The sequence below is a fragment of the Bacillus sp. AP8 genome (assembly GCF_000321185.1).
Lineage (GTDB): Bacteria > Bacillota > Bacilli > Bacillales > DSM-1321 > Bacillus_AD > Bacillus_AD massilioanorexius.
Genome location: NZ_CAPG01000052.1, coordinates 13,479 through 30,282 on the forward strand (window position 1 = coordinate 13,479; position 16,804 = coordinate 30,282).

Below are 16,804 nucleotides of genomic sequence, written 5' to 3' on the forward strand. Positions count from 1 at the left end.
AATAAGAAAGTCCTTTACATGTAATATATAACAGTTATTTCTTTGAAGGAAAAATCATCTTTGATTCTTTTCAGTTAAGTCGTCTACATTCGCTATGAATCAATTATTAATTCTTATAGAAAAAGGTGAAGCATATTGAAAGAAGCATTTTTTCCCGTATTCATAAATAGTTTTTTTATTGCATTAGGTGTGATATTAGGCGGTTCATTAATTGGTGGCTTATCAGCCTTCTTCACGAATCAACCACCAATTACAATTGTAAACCAACTATCTGAAAGCATTCGCATTTGGGCCATTATTGCTGCTATCGGAGGTACATTCGATACGGTCTACAGTCTTGAACGAGGAATTTTAAACGGAGAAACTGCTGATATTATCAAACAAATATTGTGGATTCTTTCAGCATTCGCAGGGGCTCGTACAGGATCGGTTATTATTAGTTGGCTAACACAAGGACATATTTCTTCATGAAGCCGCCTATATTATCCTCTCGACAAGAGTGGCAACGATTTTTTGCAGGTATAGCAATTGGAGGTATCATCAGTTGGGTGTTATTTTTTTATATGTATGGTGTGATGCAAGAAAAGCAAATATCAAAAATTACAAAGCAACACCAACAAATAGAAGATTTAAATAATGAAATAGAAATATGGAAAAAAGAAATTCAATCATTAAATCAAAAAGTTGAAAAAAGCGTTACCATTCAAGAAATTACAATTACAATCGAAAACTATAAAAAATATAAAATTGACCTTTTGTCTCGACTAGAAACGCAAGAAGCACTCCGAAAAGATTTAAGCTCATTAATTACAAAAGATTTAGAAACAGTTTACAAAGGAAAAAATTTAATCAAGAAAGCAATTGAGAACAAAACGATTGAGATAAACGAGAAAAAATACACGTTTGAAGTAAAAGAAATAATGTTTTCTTCAACACTAATAATAGAAGTAGCGTTAATCAGAATTTAAAACAATCAACGGGAGTGACGAATCATCACTCCCGTTATTCATTAATAAATGTTCTAAGACACTATTTATTTCGTGTATTCTTGGCAAGCTTTATTTAATTCTTCCATAACACGGTCCACTTCTTCCCAAGAGTTAATAGAAGCTCCAGAAGCAAGTGGATGTCCGCCACCTTTAAATTTCTTAGCAATTGTATTGATAATAGGTCCTTTAGAGCGTAAGCGCACTCGAATATTATCTTCTTCTTCAATAAAGAAGACCCATGCAATGATTCCTTTGACAGAACCTAAATTACTTACTAATAAAGAAGCTTCGGATGGTTTCACTTGATACTTCTCTAAAATGCTCTTAGGGACGACGACTTTTCCCGCACCTGAAGGAGAAACTTCGAAATTTTGTAAAATATAGCCGTTCAGGTGAACGACATTCTGATTTACATCATACATTTGATTGTATAAATCAGATCTAGAAAAATTGTAATGAATCAGTTCGCCAGCATATTTAAAGGTTTTTTCCGTTGTACTTGGATATAAAAAGCGACCTGTATCCCCAACAATACCTGCATAAAGCAAACGCGCAGCCTCATCATTAATTAGTAAACCTTTATCTTTACCATATAAATAAAATTCATAAATCATTTCACTAGTTGAGCTTGACGATGTGTCTACCCAAATAATATCTCCATATACATCATCATTTGGATGATGGTCAATTTTAATCAATTTATCAGCAAGCTTATATCTTTGATCACATATCCTCTCTTCATTTGCTGTATCACATATAATAACTAATGCTCCCTTATATGTATCATCAGAAATTGTATCCAATCTTTTTAGAAAATGAAGTGATTCTTCCTCTTTCCCCACAGTATATATTTTTTTATTTGGAAAAGAAGCTTGCAAGATAGTAGCTAATCCACATTGTGAACCATATGCATCTGGATCAGGACGCACATGACGATGAAGAATTATTGTTTCATATTGTTTAATTGTTTCTAAAATTGTAGCTTTCATAAATTGACTCCATTCTTATTTAATTTATATCACTCTTTACGATTGACTGTTGTCATGAGCTTAATGGGCTATGAATTTGTAATGAGCATAAGTTGGGGTTGCATTTTCTGCCCTAGGATATCTGCTTTCCACCAGGAAAGTCGTAAACCTGTTTGGCAGAGTCTCACCTATTCCACTTCCCTGACAAAGTCTCATACTTTTTGCTCCAATTAGCTTTTAGAAAGCAGCCTTACGATATAATGTTTTTTTATTCCATTCAAAATGGCGTTAAGAATTTCTAAATTGAAGTAAAAACAAAGTTGCTTCACTAGAGAGAACAAACATTTAATTGGATTGTCTAATTATTTGCAAGGAATGAACATTCTTTTCACTAGTTCATGCTTCACGTTATAAGTGTAGCATTTTTTACCATTTATCGTTACAATAAATGTAGACAATATACATATAATGGAGGACTATAATTATGCCTGTACTTGTTACACTTATTATTATAGCACTAGCTTTCTATTGTTTTTATAAAGTACGATTTTTTCGTACCAAATTGCCGATGGAAAAGAAATGGCTTTCTTCAAAATCCTCAATTGCTCTAGGTCTGTTCGTATTATTATTTGGAATTAACCAAATATTCTTATTCCAAACAACACTGACTTATGTTATTTCTTCCATATTTATTATTATAGGCGCTTTAAGTAGTTATACTGGCTTCAAATCATACAAATTTTTCTTACCATTAGCAATCGAAGAAGCGGAACAATTTCAAAAAAATTAACAGTATCACTAATTGTGACCTGAATTAGGACTCTTGCCTTTCTCGCTTCTCTAGCAGAAATCTCACAGATTTCCGCCTATTTATTTCAGGTAAAATCAAAAGCAACATATAATAAATCCCACAAGAATAGTGTAAGGGTGTCTTTTATAACTAAAGACACCCTTACACTATTTAAAGCCTCTACATCGAAATATCGCTACGATTAAAACTGACTGCCCATTGTATCATGAACTTAATTTCGATCTAACAATTGACACATCATCATCGTTTTACCAACTAATTTTCCTTCGTTGAATACTTCAATATCAACCTTACCAAATTTTCTACCGACTTCTAATACTTTCGGTACGATTTCTAACTGACTATCAATTTGTACAGGTTTGATAAAATAAATCGTCATATTCTCAACAACTAAGTCGCCTCTTTTGAATGAACGAAGCACACGATTAGCTGCTTCTGTTACGATAGTGGTAAATACCCCGTACGAAATGGTCCCAAGATAATTGGTCATCTGAGGAGTTACTTCGCAACGATAAACTTCTTCACCTTTGCTTTTGCCATTAGCAACAACTAATTGTGTAGCAATAACATCATCAATCGTTTCACCAACTTGAGGCTGTCTTTGAATCATTTGTAGAGCTTTTAATACATCTTGGCGACTAATAATCCCTTGTAAATGATTATGATTATCTACTACAGGAAGCATCTCTATTCCTTCCCATACCATAGTATGGGCTGAAGATGCTACACTCGTTTTGCCGTTAACCGTCATCGGGTGCTTAGTCATAACTTTTTCAATATGAGTTTGATGCTCTACTCCCATAACGTCTTTGGATGTTACCATCCCAATAACCTTTAGATTCTCATCAACGACAGGAAATCGGCTATGGGTAGTTTCTTGATTTAACTCAAACCATCTTTTAACAGTATCACCTGAAGTTAAAAAGGCCGTTGAATCTACAGGAGTTAAAATATCTTCAACTAATAATATTTCCTTTTTAATTAGTTGATCATAAATAGCACGGTTAATGAGAGTAGCTACTGTAAAAGTATCATAGCTACTTGATATGATTGGAAGTTGTAATTCATCTGCGATTTTTTTTACATGATCGTCTGTATCAAAACCACCTGTGATTAATACTGCAGCACCTGCATGTAATGCTAATTCATGAGCATTTGTACGGTTACCTACTATTAACAAGTTTCCTGCACCTGTATATCTCATCATAGCTTCTAATTTCATCGCACCAATAACGAATTTATTCAAGGTCTTATGCAAACCAGCTCGTCCACCTAAAACCTGACCATCCACTATATTTACTACTTCTGCATATGTAAGTTTTTCAATATTTTCTTTCTTCTTACGCTCAATACGAATTGTCCCGACACGTTCAATAGTACTAACGTATCCTTTATTCTCTGCGTCCTTGATTGCTCGGTAAGCTGTTCCTTCACTTACACTCAATTCTTTAGCAATTTGACGTACGGAAATCTTCTCACCAATAGGGAGTTCATCTATATATTTTAAAATCTGTTCATGCTTTGTAGCCAAAGCTCTTCACCCTTTACATATAACCATTTTCTTCATTATAAAGGTAAAGAGCCCTAGTATTCAATTATACTATTCATAATTGTACATTCTTTTTCTTTCAAATTGCTTATTCTTCCTATTTCTAACATTCGTTCTTTTTGTCGAATATAAGATTCCTGCCAAATTTCCTGCAATTGCAAACAAAGCAAAAGTAAGCCAAGATACCGTAAAAATCCTTTCCTCCATCGAACCCGCCAAACTAAATTTAGGTAGAGCATAATATAACATTGCTCCAATAACTAATAAACAAATTAGCAATCTTTGTTTCATCTAATCCCCCCATTCTAAAATCATATTTATTATATGCTCGTCAATCGTAAAAAGAATCATAATGAATAGAAAAAAGCAGCTAAAGATGCTCTTCAACCGCCTTTTAGTCAATACGAAATATATAATTCTAAAATATTCTGTTTACATGTATGACATTACAAATCAATAAATTCTCCTGGTTGTAAAACTACTCCATTATTTCTAGTTAAGCGTGATATAAACTCTAAAGGATTTTGTCTTATAGGTGGAAACGTATCATAATGAATAGGAACCGCTATTTTGGGATTTAAATACTCAACTGCAATTGCAGCATCGGTTGGTCCCATCGTAAAGTTGTCACCAATTGGTACAAAGGCTATATCAATAGGATGCAACTGCCCTATTAGCTTCATATCTGAAAACAGTGCGGTATCCCCTGCATGAAATATTGTCACACCCTCAATCATGAGCAGAACTCCAGCTGGCTGACCACAATAGATCATTTGCTGGTCCTCCGTTGTATAACCAGAGCCATGAAATGCCGGTGTGAATTTCACTTTACCAAAATCGAATTCATAAGCCCCACCAATGCTCATTGCATGAACATTTTCTAAGCCTTGCCAACCTAGTATCGTACTTAATTCAAAATTAGCAATGACTAAAGAGCCGTGCTTTTTAGCCAAATCTACCGTATCACCCACATGATCATTATGACCATGAGTTAAAATAATAACATCTGGTTTTACCTCATCAATAGATAAATCCGTTAACGAATTTCCAGTTATAAAAGGATCGAAAATGATGGTCTTGTTGTTCGTCTCTACTTTAACAACTGCATGACCATGAAAAGATACTCTCATTGCTTTCATCTCCATTCTTATTTCATAATAAAAATACCCAAAATTCAAATAAAAGAACCATTTGCATTTCCACTTACATACTGTTAATCTCAAAATAGAATTCTGTTTTCAGGAGGGAATAAAATGAATAATCGTATACAACTATTGCAAAATTGGCTTCAAGAAAAAGATTTATCTGCTGCCTTTATTACATCCACAGAAAATGTTTTTCATTTAAGTAGTTTCTACAGTGACCCACATGAAAGATTACTATGTCTGGCTGTTTTTCCAGCACATGAACCAATCTTAATCTGCCCCAAAATGGAAGTTCAAGATGTAAAAAATTCCGGATGGATTCATGACATAATCGGATATACTGATATAGAAAATCCTTGGGAGTTAATTAAACAAGCCATTCACAATCGTAACGTAAAAATCACAAAAGTTGCAGTTGAAAAAGAGCACATGAATGTAGAGCGTTATGAACAAATCCTTACATATTTCTCTTCACCTACTTTTGTATCTGCTGAAGAAAAACTTCGTCAGTTACGAATGATCAAAGACGAAAAAGAATTAAACTTACTTAGAGAAGCTTGTAAATTTGCTGATTATGCTATCGAAGTAGGGGTTAGCGAGATTAAAGAAGGAAAAACAGAGATGGATGTTCTCGCTACAATCGAATATGAGCTAAAGAAAAAAGGCATTAGTGAAATGTCATTTTCAACAATGGTTTTAACAGGAAAAAATGCTGCCTCCCCTCATGGCACACCAGGTAATACTAAAATCAAAAAAGGCGACCTTGTCCTTTTTGATCTTGGCGTTGTTTATGAAGGTTACTGCTCTGATATTACAAGAACTGTAGCTTACTATGATATTAATGATAAGCAGAACGAGATTTATCAAACAGTTCTACAAGCACAGCTTGCAGCTTTGGAAGCAAGTAAACCAGGCGCTACATGTGCTGAAATTGATTTTGCAGCAAGAAATTATATTGCTTCAAAAGGTTATGGAGAGTATTTCCCACATCGTCTTGGACATGGACTTGGAATAAGCGTTCATGAATATCCGTCACTAACAGAAACTAATTCCTTAAAAGTAGAAAAAGGAATGGTTTATACGATTGAACCAGGTATCTATGTACCTGAAATCGCTGGTGTTCGAATTGAAGACGATGTTTATATCACAAAAGATGGTCATGAAGTATTAACGAAATACCCTAAAGAACTTCAAATTATAAAATAAAATTGTGTGGGTGACTACTAATAATTAGGTAGTCACTCTTTTCTCTTTTAAAGAATATCATTCTTCAGTATTCTATCCTATTTATACATTCTTTTAACATTCCTCTTCATATTTTCCACTTTAATATTTCTCATTTTCTTCTAATACTAACTTATTTTCTTTTTATCGTAATAGAATCCATTTAATTGATAATTCATTTTTTTCGCTAATTATACACAAAAGAATTGTCATCTTTTGTTATAATATATATATAAGGAGGGAATTATTATGAACTTAACTTATCACAAACTACTCGTAGCAGTAGACGGATCAAAAGAGGCTGAATGGGCATTTAAAAAAGCAGTAGAAATAGCTAAAAGAAATGATGCTGAACTTGTTATTGCTCATGTTATTGATACAAGAAACTTTGCTACAATCGAAGCTTATGATCGAACAATGGCAGAACGTTCAGAATCTTACGCTAAAGAATTGCTTGAAGAGTACAAACAACATGCTGAAGAAGCTGGGGTAAAACTAGTTAAAGTAGAAGTTGAATATGGATCTCCAAAAGTAAAAATCCCTAAAGATTTAGCTAAAAAGCACAATATTGATTTAATCGTATGTGGTGCTACTGGATTGAACGCTGTTGAACGCTTCCTTATCGGCAGTGTATCTGAACATATTACACGTTACGCACCATGCGATGTAATGGTTGTACGTACTGAAAAAGGCGAATAATAACTAATCTTTCTAGATATTGCAGCAAGATTTACATAAAAAAGAGGCTGTCTCGATAAGACAGCCTCTTTATTCTATTAAATAATAATTACAAACAAAAATATGGACAAACAAGATTAACAAAAGAATAGCGTCTAAAAGTATTTCCATATACCTTTAGACGCTTCAACTTTATCGCTTATTTTAATAATCCTTCTGCTTTTTCGATAGCAGCTTGTACTTGAGCAAAACCTGTACCACCAGCACTATTACGACGTTTCACCGCTTCATAAGGCTGTAAAACGACATAAATATCATCTTCAAATAAAGCATTCGCTTCTTTGAATTGTTCTATAGATAAATCAGCTAAATAACATCCTTGATTAATACAAGTTAGCACTAGTTGACCTACTACTTCATGTGCTTCACGGAAGGGTAAGCCTTTGTTTGCAAGATAATCCGCTAGCTCAGTTGCATTAGAGAAATCTGATTTCACTGCTTTCTCCATGACATTCGTACGAACCTTCATTGTAGAAATCATACCTGCAAAGATTTTTAAAGAACCTGTAATGGTTTTAACCGTATCAAACATACCTTCTTTATCTTCTTGCATATCTTTGTTATATGCTAATGGTAGACCTTTTAATACCGTTAATAAACCAAACAAATTTCCATAAACTCGTCCAGTTTTTCCACGAATTAATTCTGCCATATCCGGATTTTTCTTCTGCGGCATAATGCTACTTCCTGTTGAGAATGCATCATCTAGCTCAATGAATTGAAACTCTTGGCTGCACCAAAGTATGGTTTCCTCCGCTAAGCGAGATAAATGCATCATCATCATAGAGCTATTAGATAAAAATTCTACAATAAAGTCACGATCACTTACAGCATCCAAGCTATTCTCGTAAATGCTTGAGAAACCTAAATACTCTGCTGAAAGCTCACGGTTAATAGGAAACGTTGTACCTGCTAGAGCACCCGCACCTAGTGGTGATTTATTAATACGCTTAAAGCTTTCTGTAAAACGCTCTTTATCTCTTTCTAACATCCAAAAATAAGCTAATAAATGATGTGCAAACGAAATAGGCTGAGCTCTTTGTAAATGTGTATACCCAGGAAGAATCGTCTCAACATGATCCTTTGCTTTATTTAATATAGCTGCTTGCAGCTCAGTAATTAGCCCAATAATTTCTTTCGTTCTGTTACGTAAGTATAAATGCATATCAGTTGCAACTTGGTCATTTCGGCTTCGAGCTGTGTGAAGCTTTCCACCGACTGGACCAATTTCATCAATAAGCATACTTTCTAAATTCAAATGAATGTCTTCCATCTTTACTGAGAACTGTAATTCACCATTTTCAGCTCTTTGTTTCAAAGTAAGTAAACCGTTTGTAATAGCTGTTACATCTTCTTGCGAAAGGATACCACATTCCCCTTGCATTTTTACATGAGCTAAACTTCCCTCGATATCTTCCAAAACAAGTTCTTGGTCAAAAGAGATTGAAGCACCAAATTCATCTACCCATTCCTCGGCTGATTTAGTGAATCTTCCTCCCCAAAGCTTTTTCACGCGTTCACCTTCTTTTTATTGTTAACCATGCTGTTTACTTTTGTAGGTAAACCGAATAATGAAATAAATCCTACAGCAGCTGTATGATCGAACTCATCTTCTGTTGTATAAGTTGCTAATTTTTCATTATATAGAGAGTTTTCAGACTTTCTTCCTTCTACGATTGCATGACCTTTAAATAATTTCACACGAACTACACCATTAACTGTTTTCTGAGTTTCTTTTAGGAATGCTACTAAAGCATCTTTTAATGGTGAGAACCATAATCCATCATAAATAAGTTCTGTTAATTTCTTTTCTATTACTGGTTTAAAATGTGCAAGCTCTTTTACTAGAGTAATATCTTCTAGTTCTTTATGAGCTGTAATTAGCGTCATAGCTCCTGGACACTCATACACTTCACGTGATTTAATACCAACCAGACGATTCTCAACATGATCAATACGTCCAACGCCATGTTTACCAGCTAGAGTATTTAATTCAAGGATTAAATCTGATAGTTTGTAAGGAACACCATCAATAGCTACTGGTACACCTTGTTCGAATGTAATTTCGATAATATCAGCTACATCTGGAGCATCTTCAATACTTGCAGTTAAGTCATAAGCATCTGCTGGTGGAGCTGCCCATGGATCTTCTAGAATACCACATTCATTACTTCTTCCCCATAGATTTTGGTCAATAGAGAATGGGCTATCTAGGTTAATTGGAATTGGAATTTCATGATCAATTGCATATTGAATTTCTTCCTCACGAGACCATTTCCACTCACGAACTGGTGCTAAAACTTTTAAATCTGGATTTAAAGCTGAGATAGAAACTTCAAAACGCACTTGGTCATTTCCTTTACCTGTACAACCATGAGCTACCGCTACTGCTCCTTCAAGTTCTGCTACTTCAACTAACTTTTTCGCGATTAGTGGACGAGAAAGTGCAGATACTAAAGGATATTTTCCTTCATACAATGTATGTGCCTGCATAGCTATTAAAGCTAGCTCTTGCGCATACTCTTCTTTTGCGTCAATGACATAAGATTTAATAGCCCCTACTGATATAGCTTTATTTTTAACAAATTCTAAGTCTTTTCCTTCCCCAACATCTAAACAGCACGCTACCACATCATATCCTTGTTCTTGAATCCATTTAATTGCAACAGAAGTATCTAAACCTCCGGAATATGCTAAAACAACTTTTTCTTTCGCCACTGTAATTACCCTCCTGTATTATGAATAAAAATACAACCAAATTAAATTTTTATTCAATATGTTGATATTACTTTAACAGCTTTTTTTAGATTTTGCAAGCTAATTGTATATAATTTCTTAAATTTTAGAATAATTAATAAAGAAAGACTTTTATTGAATTGTATTCACAATAATAAAACAATTTATAGTAAACTACTATTAGCGAATAGAAACGGAGGAAACAGTATGGAGGGACATATTTTCACCTATGATAATCGATTAGGTATTCACATACCTAACCTAACCCGCGAATGGGATGATTATATAAAAGAAGAACAACTCATCATTTTGTCCCAATGGGAAAGTATCCGCGGAAGCATACCTGATCGAATTAAATATTTAGAAAGTCAAATAAATCAAAAGCAACAACAACTAGATAATGAAGAAAACTTTCCACTTTCTTGCCAACTTAATTCAGATATAGCAGAATTAGCATCAATCATTAACGATTTATGGATTTGGTATCGTACTCACCAAGGAGTTTCCGAAAAAAAACATATGTAGCCAAAATAACGAAAGCTCGTTGTAAAATAAAGTTCGATTGGAGTATGCGGTGCGAGACTTCTGGAATGGAATTCAACTCACCTATATCTCCTAACTTTTTTTTCATCGGCAACATAACAGACGAAAACCACCTTTGTATAACAGCGGCTGAGTTGATTCAAAGATTATTCCCTCTAAACTGCATACGTAAATAACCCTCAAGATTTGCCTAAACAACACAAAAGCCCATTTAATTATAAATGGGCTTTTTTCTTATTCTACGTCTTTAATTTTTTCTTTTAAGAAACGATATTGATAATAATTATGAGCAAATTCACTTACCCTTTTCGTCAGTGCATAATTGCTACTTGCTCCTATCGCCATACTTATTAAAGGCAATCCTTGAATTTTTTTCTTTCTAAACATTGAGATTAGCATATATTTCATAACCTGTTTAATAGGCTGTTCAAACCAATTCGTATCCACAATTTCATCATTACCATCGTAAAAATACGTTTCTACAGAATGTGAGGTATTTTCATTCAACTCTTCTAATGCCACTTTTTGCAATCTATTTGGTAGTGTTCCTGCTTGAAATACTTTTAAGGAAATCATCATTTCTTTTGGAGTATTGACCTCATAACCATACGACATGGCAATTAATTGAACAAGTCGTAGGTTAATTACTGTTATTGCTGGTAAATCACTAGCTATTAAAACCGCACCACCCATACCACTTATTCCTCCTTGAGCAAAGGAATAAAGACGATGTCTCGCAATTTGCTGTTGCGCTATATAATTAAGCTGGTCAGCCGTTAACAGTTTCATATCAGCAGCTTCTTCAATATCATTTTGAAAAATTCTTGCAGAAGCTAAAATACGGTCACGAGCCTCCATTTGAAATTGAGCGCCTTGGATTATCGCATGAAAGTGAAAGAGCATATTATCAAGAACTGCAAAAAATTCTTTTTGTGTTTCTTCAGGTAAAAGAGCAAAACTACTTTGAATTGCCTTCTCATAAAGTACTGCAAAGTCATTACTTTCGTATGTATATAGCTTTTCCTCCCAAGCCCTTAAATCTTCTAGTATTTTTTGTTCTCGACTTGTTAGTACCATACCATCACTCCTAACATGATTACTATTCGATATAAATAAGTATATCATAAGCAAATTTTTAAAAGAAAAGCCCAGTAAATCTAATCAAAAGATTAGAACGGAATCTCCCATACAATGCCTTTTTCTAACCAATACAAAAAAGGTTAGTCATAAGTACAACTTACAACTAACCTTCTCCATTCTTAAATATGAGCTAATCTTACTACATCTCTAGCAATCATAACTTCTTCGTTTGTTGGAATGACAATTACTTTTACTGGAGAATGAGGATAACTAATAAACATTTCTTTACCGATTGTTTTATTTAAAGAAGGATCAACATATACTCCCATAAATTCTAATCCATGAAGTACACGCTCACGTATTACTGAGCTATTTTCACCAATACCAGCAGTGAAAATAATGGCATCTACACCAGCCATTCTTGTAGCATAAGAACCAATATACTTATGAATACGACCAGCAAATACATCTAATGCTAATTCAGCACGGTGGTTTCCTAAAGATGCTTCTTTTTCAATATCGCGAAGGTCGCTTGAGAAACCAGACACACCTAATAATCCACTCTTTTTATTTAATACTTCAATAACTTCTTCTGCATTTTGTCCTGTTTTTTCCATGATATACGGTAAAAGAGCAGGGTCAATGTTACCTGAACGAGTTCCCATTGTTACACCCGCTAAAGGTGTGAATCCCATTGAAGTATCAATTGATTTTCCACCTTCAATCGCTGCAATACTTGCGCCATTACCAAGATGACATGAAATAAGTCGAAGTTGTTCAATTGGTCTTCCTAATAATTCAGCTGCACGTTCTGAGACATATTTATGTGAAGTTCCATGGAATCCATACTTTCTAATTCCATAATCTTTATAATAGTCATATGGAAGACTATATAAATAAGAGCTCTCAGGCATTGTTTGATGGAAGGCAGTATCAAATACAGCAACCGCTGGAACATCTTTCAAGATTTCTTTAAAAGCTTTAATTCCTGTCACATTTGCCGGATTATGCAATGGAGCTAAATCAGATAATTGATCGATTCTCTCTAGCACTTCATCCGTAATAACAACAGAATCTTCAAAAGCTTCCCCACCATGTACAACACGATGACCTACACCTTGAATTTCATCATATGATTGAATAACACCATATTTAATTAGGTTCTCAAGTAACATTTTTACTGCTACTTCATGATCAGGAATATCAGTAATTTCTTTGATTTTTTCCCCATTAGCTGTAATCGTAAAAATAGAATCTTGAAGACCTATTCTCTCAACTAATCCCTTTGATATTACTGTTTCACTCGGCATTTCAAATAATTGAAACTTTAAAGATGAGCTACCAGCGTTAATTGCTATAACTTTAGACATATGTTGCGACTCCTTTATCTTTACATTTCTATGATGTACTACATGTTTTAACTATGTTATTTAATACTATTATCTTTTACATTATAAACAACAAAAAATTTACGTTTCAAGAAATTCCAGAAATAAACCAATTATAAAAACTTATTTCTTAGCTCCTCCCTGAAACTGTATTAATAAACTTATCCATTTTTTAAAACAGATTTCAGAAAATTAAATTGCTCATAAATCTAGTATTATAGGTATCCTCACAAAATGACAACGCGTACATACTCCGCTATTATAACAACAATAATAATTCTGTACTATACCCAAAATTAGAAAAAAGCCTAATTTCAAGAAATTATTGTCTAACTCTTGAATTAGGCTTTTAAAATTATTTTTGCTTTTCTTCTTTAAACCATTGATCCATCTGCTTTAGGATATTTTGCATTGCGTGAGCATCTGACATTTTCGGCAACTGAACTAAAAGTGCATTTTTTGGTGGTTGAAGATTTTCTTTCTTTTTTTGAACAATAAGAACACTTTTTGCTGCATTCTCATTTTTAAATAATGATATCGGCAATGCTACAAGTCCTTGAATATATGTATCCTTTTTCAAAAATTGCTGTAGCAACGTTGCTTGTGAAGATTGAAATATACTATTTGGCACAATAAATATTCCATATCCACCATCTTTTAAATGACGTACACTCTGCTCGATGATTAAATGATGAGCATATGTATGCTCTTCCTCTGAATCAGACTTAACGTCAAATTCTTTAGCACGTTCGTCATCAGGATAATATCCTATTGGTAAATCACTTACCACGACATCGACTGGATCGATTAACAACGGTCTAATACTATCGCCATTATACAGTTCAATTGAATATTCCATTAAATTCGCACCACTATATGCTAGCTTAACTAATAAATCATCAACGTCTATTCCAATACTTGTAATCATTTCACGATCAAATTGCTGTAAAATCGTTAATAATAAGTTTGCTGTTCCTACAGCTGGATCAAATAAGCGAAAATGCTCTTGCCCCTCCATACATTTACGCACTAAATAGCTTATAAATAACCCTATAGAATCTGGTGTCATTTGATGATTAGCTTGTGTATTTTTTTTCATTCCTTTTAAGATAGCCAATTGATAAGCTTTACGAATGGTCTCTGAATCAAATTGTGTGAATGACACAGAATCATACTGTTTAAGTAAGCGTCTCTTTGTCATTTCACTGACGTCCTCTTGAAGAATGGCTTGATGAAATATATTTTCTGCTGTTTCTGCAAGTGCTTCTAAATAAGTACAATTACATTCCTGTTCAATTATATTTGCTGTTTCATCTAGTAGTTGGAATGCTTTTTCAATACTTTCGAATTTCAAAATAAAACCTCCGTTCTTTACCTCTACTATTGTACCTAAAATAAGAAAAACCGTCACCGGTCCTTTTCTATTCTTCTTCAATCTTTGAATACTTCTTCTAGCTCTAAGAACTAGTTTCACCTCAGATTTTACTTTTAGAAAAGGAGACATGCGACCGGTATAACATGATCCTTATAGGAAATCCGCTTTTTGATTTCCGTAAAGGATCAGATTATAACCCGAGCATGGCAGGTTAAAAGGTTAGACAATAAGAAAAACCGTCACCACTCCTTTTCGTTTACTCATAATAAAAGCTAATTCATATCTCTTTTAAAAAACAAAAAGAAATGAATTAGCTAATTTATTTATTATCTATTTATATTATGCTTCTTGAGCAGCCTTTATTGGAGCTTCGTAATTAGGATGATTAGTTGCTTCACTCACGTATTCAGCATACACAACTTTATCATTTCGGTCTATTACGAATACTGCACGAGCTAAAAGGCGCAATTCTTCAATAGCAAGTCCATAAGCTTTACCAAAAGATAAATCTTTATGATCTGAAAGGACTTCCACATTATCTATTCCAGCCGCTGCACACCAACGTTTTTGAGCAAAAGGTAAATCAACAGAAATTGTTAAAATTTTTACATTATCTAATTTACTTGCTTCTTCATTGAATCTTCTAGTTTGTGCGTCACAAACTCCAGTATCAATTGAAGGTACAACACTGATAATTTTTACTTGATCTTTATAATCTGCTAGTGTAACAGGTGCAAGATCATTATTTAAAACTGTAAAATCTGGAGCTTTATCACCAACTTTTACTTCGTTCCCAAAAAGTGTAACTGGATTGTTTTTAAATGTAATACTCGCCATTCTATCCTCTCCATTTCTTTACAATATATGTATAGTGTTATCATATATTTTTTTTCTATTTTTTTCAATTAAATTACTATTCCCATTCGAAAGATTTATCAAACATTTCTTTATTTATTCTAAATCGATTTTTGACTGAGAAGTTTGTGAAGTTGGATTTTTATCATCTTTCTTATTTAACATCGATTGAATCTTCTCAACTGCTGCTGGCGCAATATCCAATATTTTTTCAAGCAGATGTGTATTTTCATCAAGATGGAGCATTTTCACACCACTTGAATTGACAATTAAAAATGCGATTGGAGTAATTGATACTCCACCACCGCTTCCCCCTCCAAACGGGAGTTTTTGTTGCTGTTGCTGATGTTGTTGCTGTTGCTGATGTGAGCCACCGCTACTTTGACCTCCACCACTCGCAAATTCACTTCCTCCTGCGGCAAATCCAAATCCAACTTTTGAAACCGTTAAAATGACACTACCATCCGGTGTTTCTACAGGATCTCCAATAATGGTATTCACATCAATCATTTCTTTTATATTTTCCATTGCTGTATTCATTAGTCCTTGAATTGGATGTTCAGACATACTATTTCCTCCTGCTATATCGATTCATTCTTATTCTGATGATCTTGATTTGGAATCGAATGTTGATTTCTTTTAATATGACGAAACAGCTTAATAGCTGTTAAAATAGCATAACCAATTCGAACAGTTAATATACAATGAAAGTCTGTAATAGAAAGCTTTTGGTTAAAATTCGGCGTAACATTATAATACGGTATACAATTCACAGAAAAAAAATGATAGAGTACATTTTGTAATAACCCTTTTACTCCCCAAATCACACCAGAAAGCTTCGCTGTGAGAGCAGCATCCTTAGTACCAATGGTACTCTCCCAAGTAAATTTTCGAACCCTAATTTTTTTAAAAAAATGATTAATAATATGCTTTGCATTGTAGATCTTCCCCAAAAAATCCTTGTATGATTCTATGCTATCCATCACTTTTTCTAAGGTGATTGTTTTCTTCTTTTCTTCTTGTGTATGAATACCCCCACTTTGTGATTTTTCTCTAAAATCTACACTTCCGGAGCTTGGATTAATTTTAATAACTGGTATTTTTATATTTTTTCTAAACAACCCAAATATCCCTCTAATTTTAATGGATAATTGATCGTTATCATTTCCGTGATAATAATGGATATATATTTTAATATTTGATAATACAATGGCTCCAACACATATCAACAAGAAAGCAACTAACGAAATAAATATCATTCTTGCTCATCCTTTCAAGCATTCATTTTCGTCAATCACTCCAAAAAATAAACCCTTATTTACTGAAAAATCATCATTATCTTCCTAATATCAGGACACGTTAGCTAAAGCATACTTCAAGCTATTTTCTTTCCAGAGCAAAAA

At 33.7% G+C, this 16,804-nt stretch carries 18 protein-coding genes; 6 read left to right on the plus strand and 12 right to left on the minus strand.

Features of this window, described 5'->3' with window-relative positions; genetic code table 11:
- Positions 1–135 precede the first annotated feature (135 nt).
- Together BN349_RS13715 and ytrI are read left to right on the plus strand one after the other, a co-directional pair.
- Positions 136–471: a YtrH family sporulation protein gene (locus BN349_RS13715; RefSeq protein ID WP_019242897.1), complete on the plus strand. Its 336-nt coding sequence runs from the start codon at positions 136–138 to the stop codon at positions 469–471.
- Positions 468–968 carry a sporulation membrane protein YtrI gene (ytrI, locus tag BN349_RS13720; RefSeq protein ID WP_019242898.1) on the plus strand — a complete coding sequence of 167 codons (501 nt, stop codon included), beginning with the start codon at positions 468–470 and terminating at the stop codon, positions 966–968. The genes BN349_RS13715 and ytrI overlap by 4 nt, the downstream gene beginning before the upstream one ends.
- A 65-nt stretch (positions 969–1,033) precedes the next feature.
- On the opposite strand, the gene BN349_RS13725 is transcribed toward ytrI, so the two are convergent.
- Complete coding sequence (locus BN349_RS13725) at positions 1,034–1,978, minus strand: DHH family phosphoesterase (RefSeq protein WP_019242899.1); 945 nt, start codon at positions 1,976–1,978, stop codon at positions 1,034–1,036.
- Positions 1,979–2,441: 463 nt separating this feature from the next.
- Here BN349_RS13725 and BN349_RS13730 point away from each other — a divergent pair, with 463 nt between their 5' ends.
- The gene (locus BN349_RS13730; protein ID WP_019242900.1) at positions 2,442–2,747 is read left to right on the plus strand and encodes a YtpI family protein; all 306 of its coding nucleotides are present in this window, start codon (positions 2,442–2,444) and stop codon (positions 2,745–2,747) included.
- A 232-nt stretch (positions 2,748–2,979) separates the two neighbouring features.
- Here BN349_RS13730 and BN349_RS13735 read toward each other — a convergent pair whose 3' ends face one another.
- The 3 genes from BN349_RS13735 to BN349_RS13745 form a co-directional block, all read right to left on the minus strand.
- Positions 2,980–4,299 carry a CBS domain-containing protein gene (locus BN349_RS13735; protein WP_019242901.1) on the minus strand — a complete coding sequence of 440 codons (1,320 nt, stop codon included), beginning with the start codon at positions 4,297–4,299 and terminating at the stop codon, positions 2,980–2,982.
- A gap of 69 nt (positions 4,300–4,368) precedes the next feature.
- A complete protein-coding gene (locus BN349_RS13740) occupies positions 4,369–4,608 on the minus strand; it encodes a hypothetical protein (RefSeq protein ID WP_019242902.1) in 240 nt (79 codons plus the stop codon).
- 155 nt (positions 4,609–4,763) lie between these two features.
- Positions 4,764–5,447, minus strand: a complete 684-nt coding sequence (locus tag BN349_RS13745) for a metal-dependent hydrolase (RefSeq protein WP_019242903.1) — start codon at positions 5,445–5,447, stop codon at positions 4,764–4,766.
- A gap of 123 nt (positions 5,448–5,570) precedes the next feature.
- On the opposite strand from BN349_RS13745, the gene BN349_RS13750 reads away from it, so the two are divergent.
- Positions 5,571–6,668 (plus strand): M24 family metallopeptidase, encoded by a 1,098-nt coding sequence (locus tag BN349_RS13750; protein WP_019242904.1) that lies wholly within the window; start codon positions 5,571–5,573, stop codon positions 6,666–6,668.
- 267 nt (positions 6,669–6,935) lie between these two features.
- Entirely contained in the window at positions 6,936–7,385 is a 450-nt protein-coding gene (locus BN349_RS13755) for a universal stress protein (protein WP_019242905.1), read from the plus strand.
- Between the two features lie 178 nt (positions 7,386–7,563).
- On the opposite strand, the gene argH is transcribed toward BN349_RS13755, so the two are convergent.
- Both argH and BN349_RS13765 read right to left on the minus strand, forming a co-directional pair.
- On the minus strand, positions 7,564–8,937 hold the full coding sequence (gene argH, locus BN349_RS13760; RefSeq protein WP_019242906.1) for an argininosuccinate lyase: 1,374 nt from the start codon (positions 8,935–8,937) through the stop codon (positions 7,564–7,566).
- The gene (locus BN349_RS13765) at positions 8,934–10,142 is read right to left on the minus strand and encodes an argininosuccinate synthase (protein ID WP_019242907.1); all 1,209 of its coding nucleotides are present in this window, start codon (positions 10,140–10,142) and stop codon (positions 8,934–8,936) included. Before BN349_RS13765 ends, argH begins: the two co-directional genes overlap by 4 nt.
- 225 nt (positions 10,143–10,367) lie before the next feature.
- Between BN349_RS13765 and BN349_RS13770 the strand changes: the two genes are divergently transcribed.
- The gene (locus BN349_RS13770) at positions 10,368–10,685 is read left to right on the plus strand and encodes a hypothetical protein (RefSeq protein ID WP_019242908.1); all 318 of its coding nucleotides are present in this window, start codon (positions 10,368–10,370) and stop codon (positions 10,683–10,685) included.
- A 252-nt stretch (positions 10,686–10,937) separates the two neighbouring features.
- On the opposite strand, the gene BN349_RS13775 is transcribed toward BN349_RS13770, so the two are convergent.
- From BN349_RS13775 to BN349_RS13800, 6 genes are all read right to left on the minus strand, one after another.
- A complete protein-coding gene (locus BN349_RS13775; RefSeq protein ID WP_019242909.1) occupies positions 10,938–11,780 on the minus strand; it encodes an EcsC family protein in 843 nt (280 codons plus the stop codon).
- A gap of 182 nt (positions 11,781–11,962) precedes the next feature.
- Complete coding sequence (locus BN349_RS13780; RefSeq protein ID WP_019242910.1) at positions 11,963–13,153, minus strand: acetate kinase; 1,191 nt, start codon at positions 13,151–13,153, stop codon at positions 11,963–11,965.
- A gap of 373 nt (positions 13,154–13,526) precedes the next feature.
- A complete protein-coding gene (locus BN349_RS13785; protein ID WP_026089312.1) occupies positions 13,527–14,528 on the minus strand; it encodes a class I SAM-dependent methyltransferase in 1,002 nt (333 codons plus the stop codon).
- Between the two features lie 357 nt (positions 14,529–14,885).
- A complete protein-coding gene (gene tpx / locus BN349_RS13790; RefSeq protein ID WP_019242912.1) occupies positions 14,886–15,383 on the minus strand; it encodes a thiol peroxidase in 498 nt (165 codons plus the stop codon).
- A 114-nt stretch (positions 15,384–15,497) separates the two neighbouring features.
- A complete protein-coding gene (gene ytfJ, locus BN349_RS13795; protein ID WP_019242913.1) occupies positions 15,498–15,968 on the minus strand; it encodes a GerW family sporulation protein in 471 nt (156 codons plus the stop codon).
- A 14-nt stretch (positions 15,969–15,982) separates the two neighbouring features.
- Complete coding sequence (locus tag BN349_RS13800) at positions 15,983–16,660, minus strand: DUF2953 domain-containing protein (RefSeq protein WP_019242914.1); 678 nt, start codon at positions 16,658–16,660, stop codon at positions 15,983–15,985.
- Positions 16,661–16,804: the final 144 nt, after the last annotated feature.

Excerpts from the sequence above, each read along its gene's own strand:
- BN349_RS13755 (WP_019242905.1), top strand. The coding sequence starts at position 6,936 with ATGAACTTAACTTATCACAAACTACTCGTAGCAGTAGACGGATCAAAA.
- BN349_RS13745 (WP_019242903.1), bottom strand. The coding sequence starts at position 5,447 with ATGAGAGTATCTTTTCATGGTCATGCAGTTGTTAAAGTAGAGACGAAC.
- BN349_RS13740 (WP_019242902.1), bottom strand. The coding sequence starts at position 4,608 with ATGAAACAAAGATTGCTAATTTGTTTATTAGTTATTGGAGCAATGTTA.
- BN349_RS13730 (WP_019242900.1), top strand. The coding sequence starts at position 2,442 with ATGCCTGTACTTGTTACACTTATTATTATAGCACTAGCTTTCTATTGT.
- BN349_RS13775 (WP_019242909.1), bottom strand. The coding sequence starts at position 11,780 with ATGGTACTAACAAGTCGAGAACAAAAAATACTAGAAGATTTAAGGGCT.
- BN349_RS13800 (WP_019242914.1), bottom strand. The coding sequence starts at position 16,660 with ATGATATTTATTTCGTTAGTTGCTTTCTTGTTGATATGTGTTGGAGCC.
- tpx (WP_019242912.1), bottom strand. The coding sequence starts at position 15,383 with ATGGCGAGTATTACATTTAAAAACAATCCAGTTACACTTTTTGGGAAC.
- BN349_RS13770 (WP_019242908.1), top strand. The coding sequence starts at position 10,368 with ATGGAGGGACATATTTTCACCTATGATAATCGATTAGGTATTCACATA.
- ytfJ (WP_019242913.1), bottom strand. The coding sequence starts at position 15,968 with ATGTCTGAACATCCAATTCAAGGACTAATGAATACAGCAATGGAAAAT.
- BN349_RS13780 (WP_019242910.1), bottom strand. The coding sequence starts at position 13,153 with ATGTCTAAAGTTATAGCAATTAACGCTGGTAGCTCATCTTTAAAGTTT.
- BN349_RS13750 (WP_019242904.1), top strand. The coding sequence starts at position 5,571 with ATGAATAATCGTATACAACTATTGCAAAATTGGCTTCAAGAAAAAGAT.
- BN349_RS13725 (WP_019242899.1), bottom strand. The coding sequence starts at position 1,978 with ATGAAAGCTACAATTTTAGAAACAATTAAACAATATGAAACAATAATT.
- ytrI (WP_019242898.1), top strand. The coding sequence starts at position 468 with ATGAAGCCGCCTATATTATCCTCTCGACAAGAGTGGCAACGATTTTTT.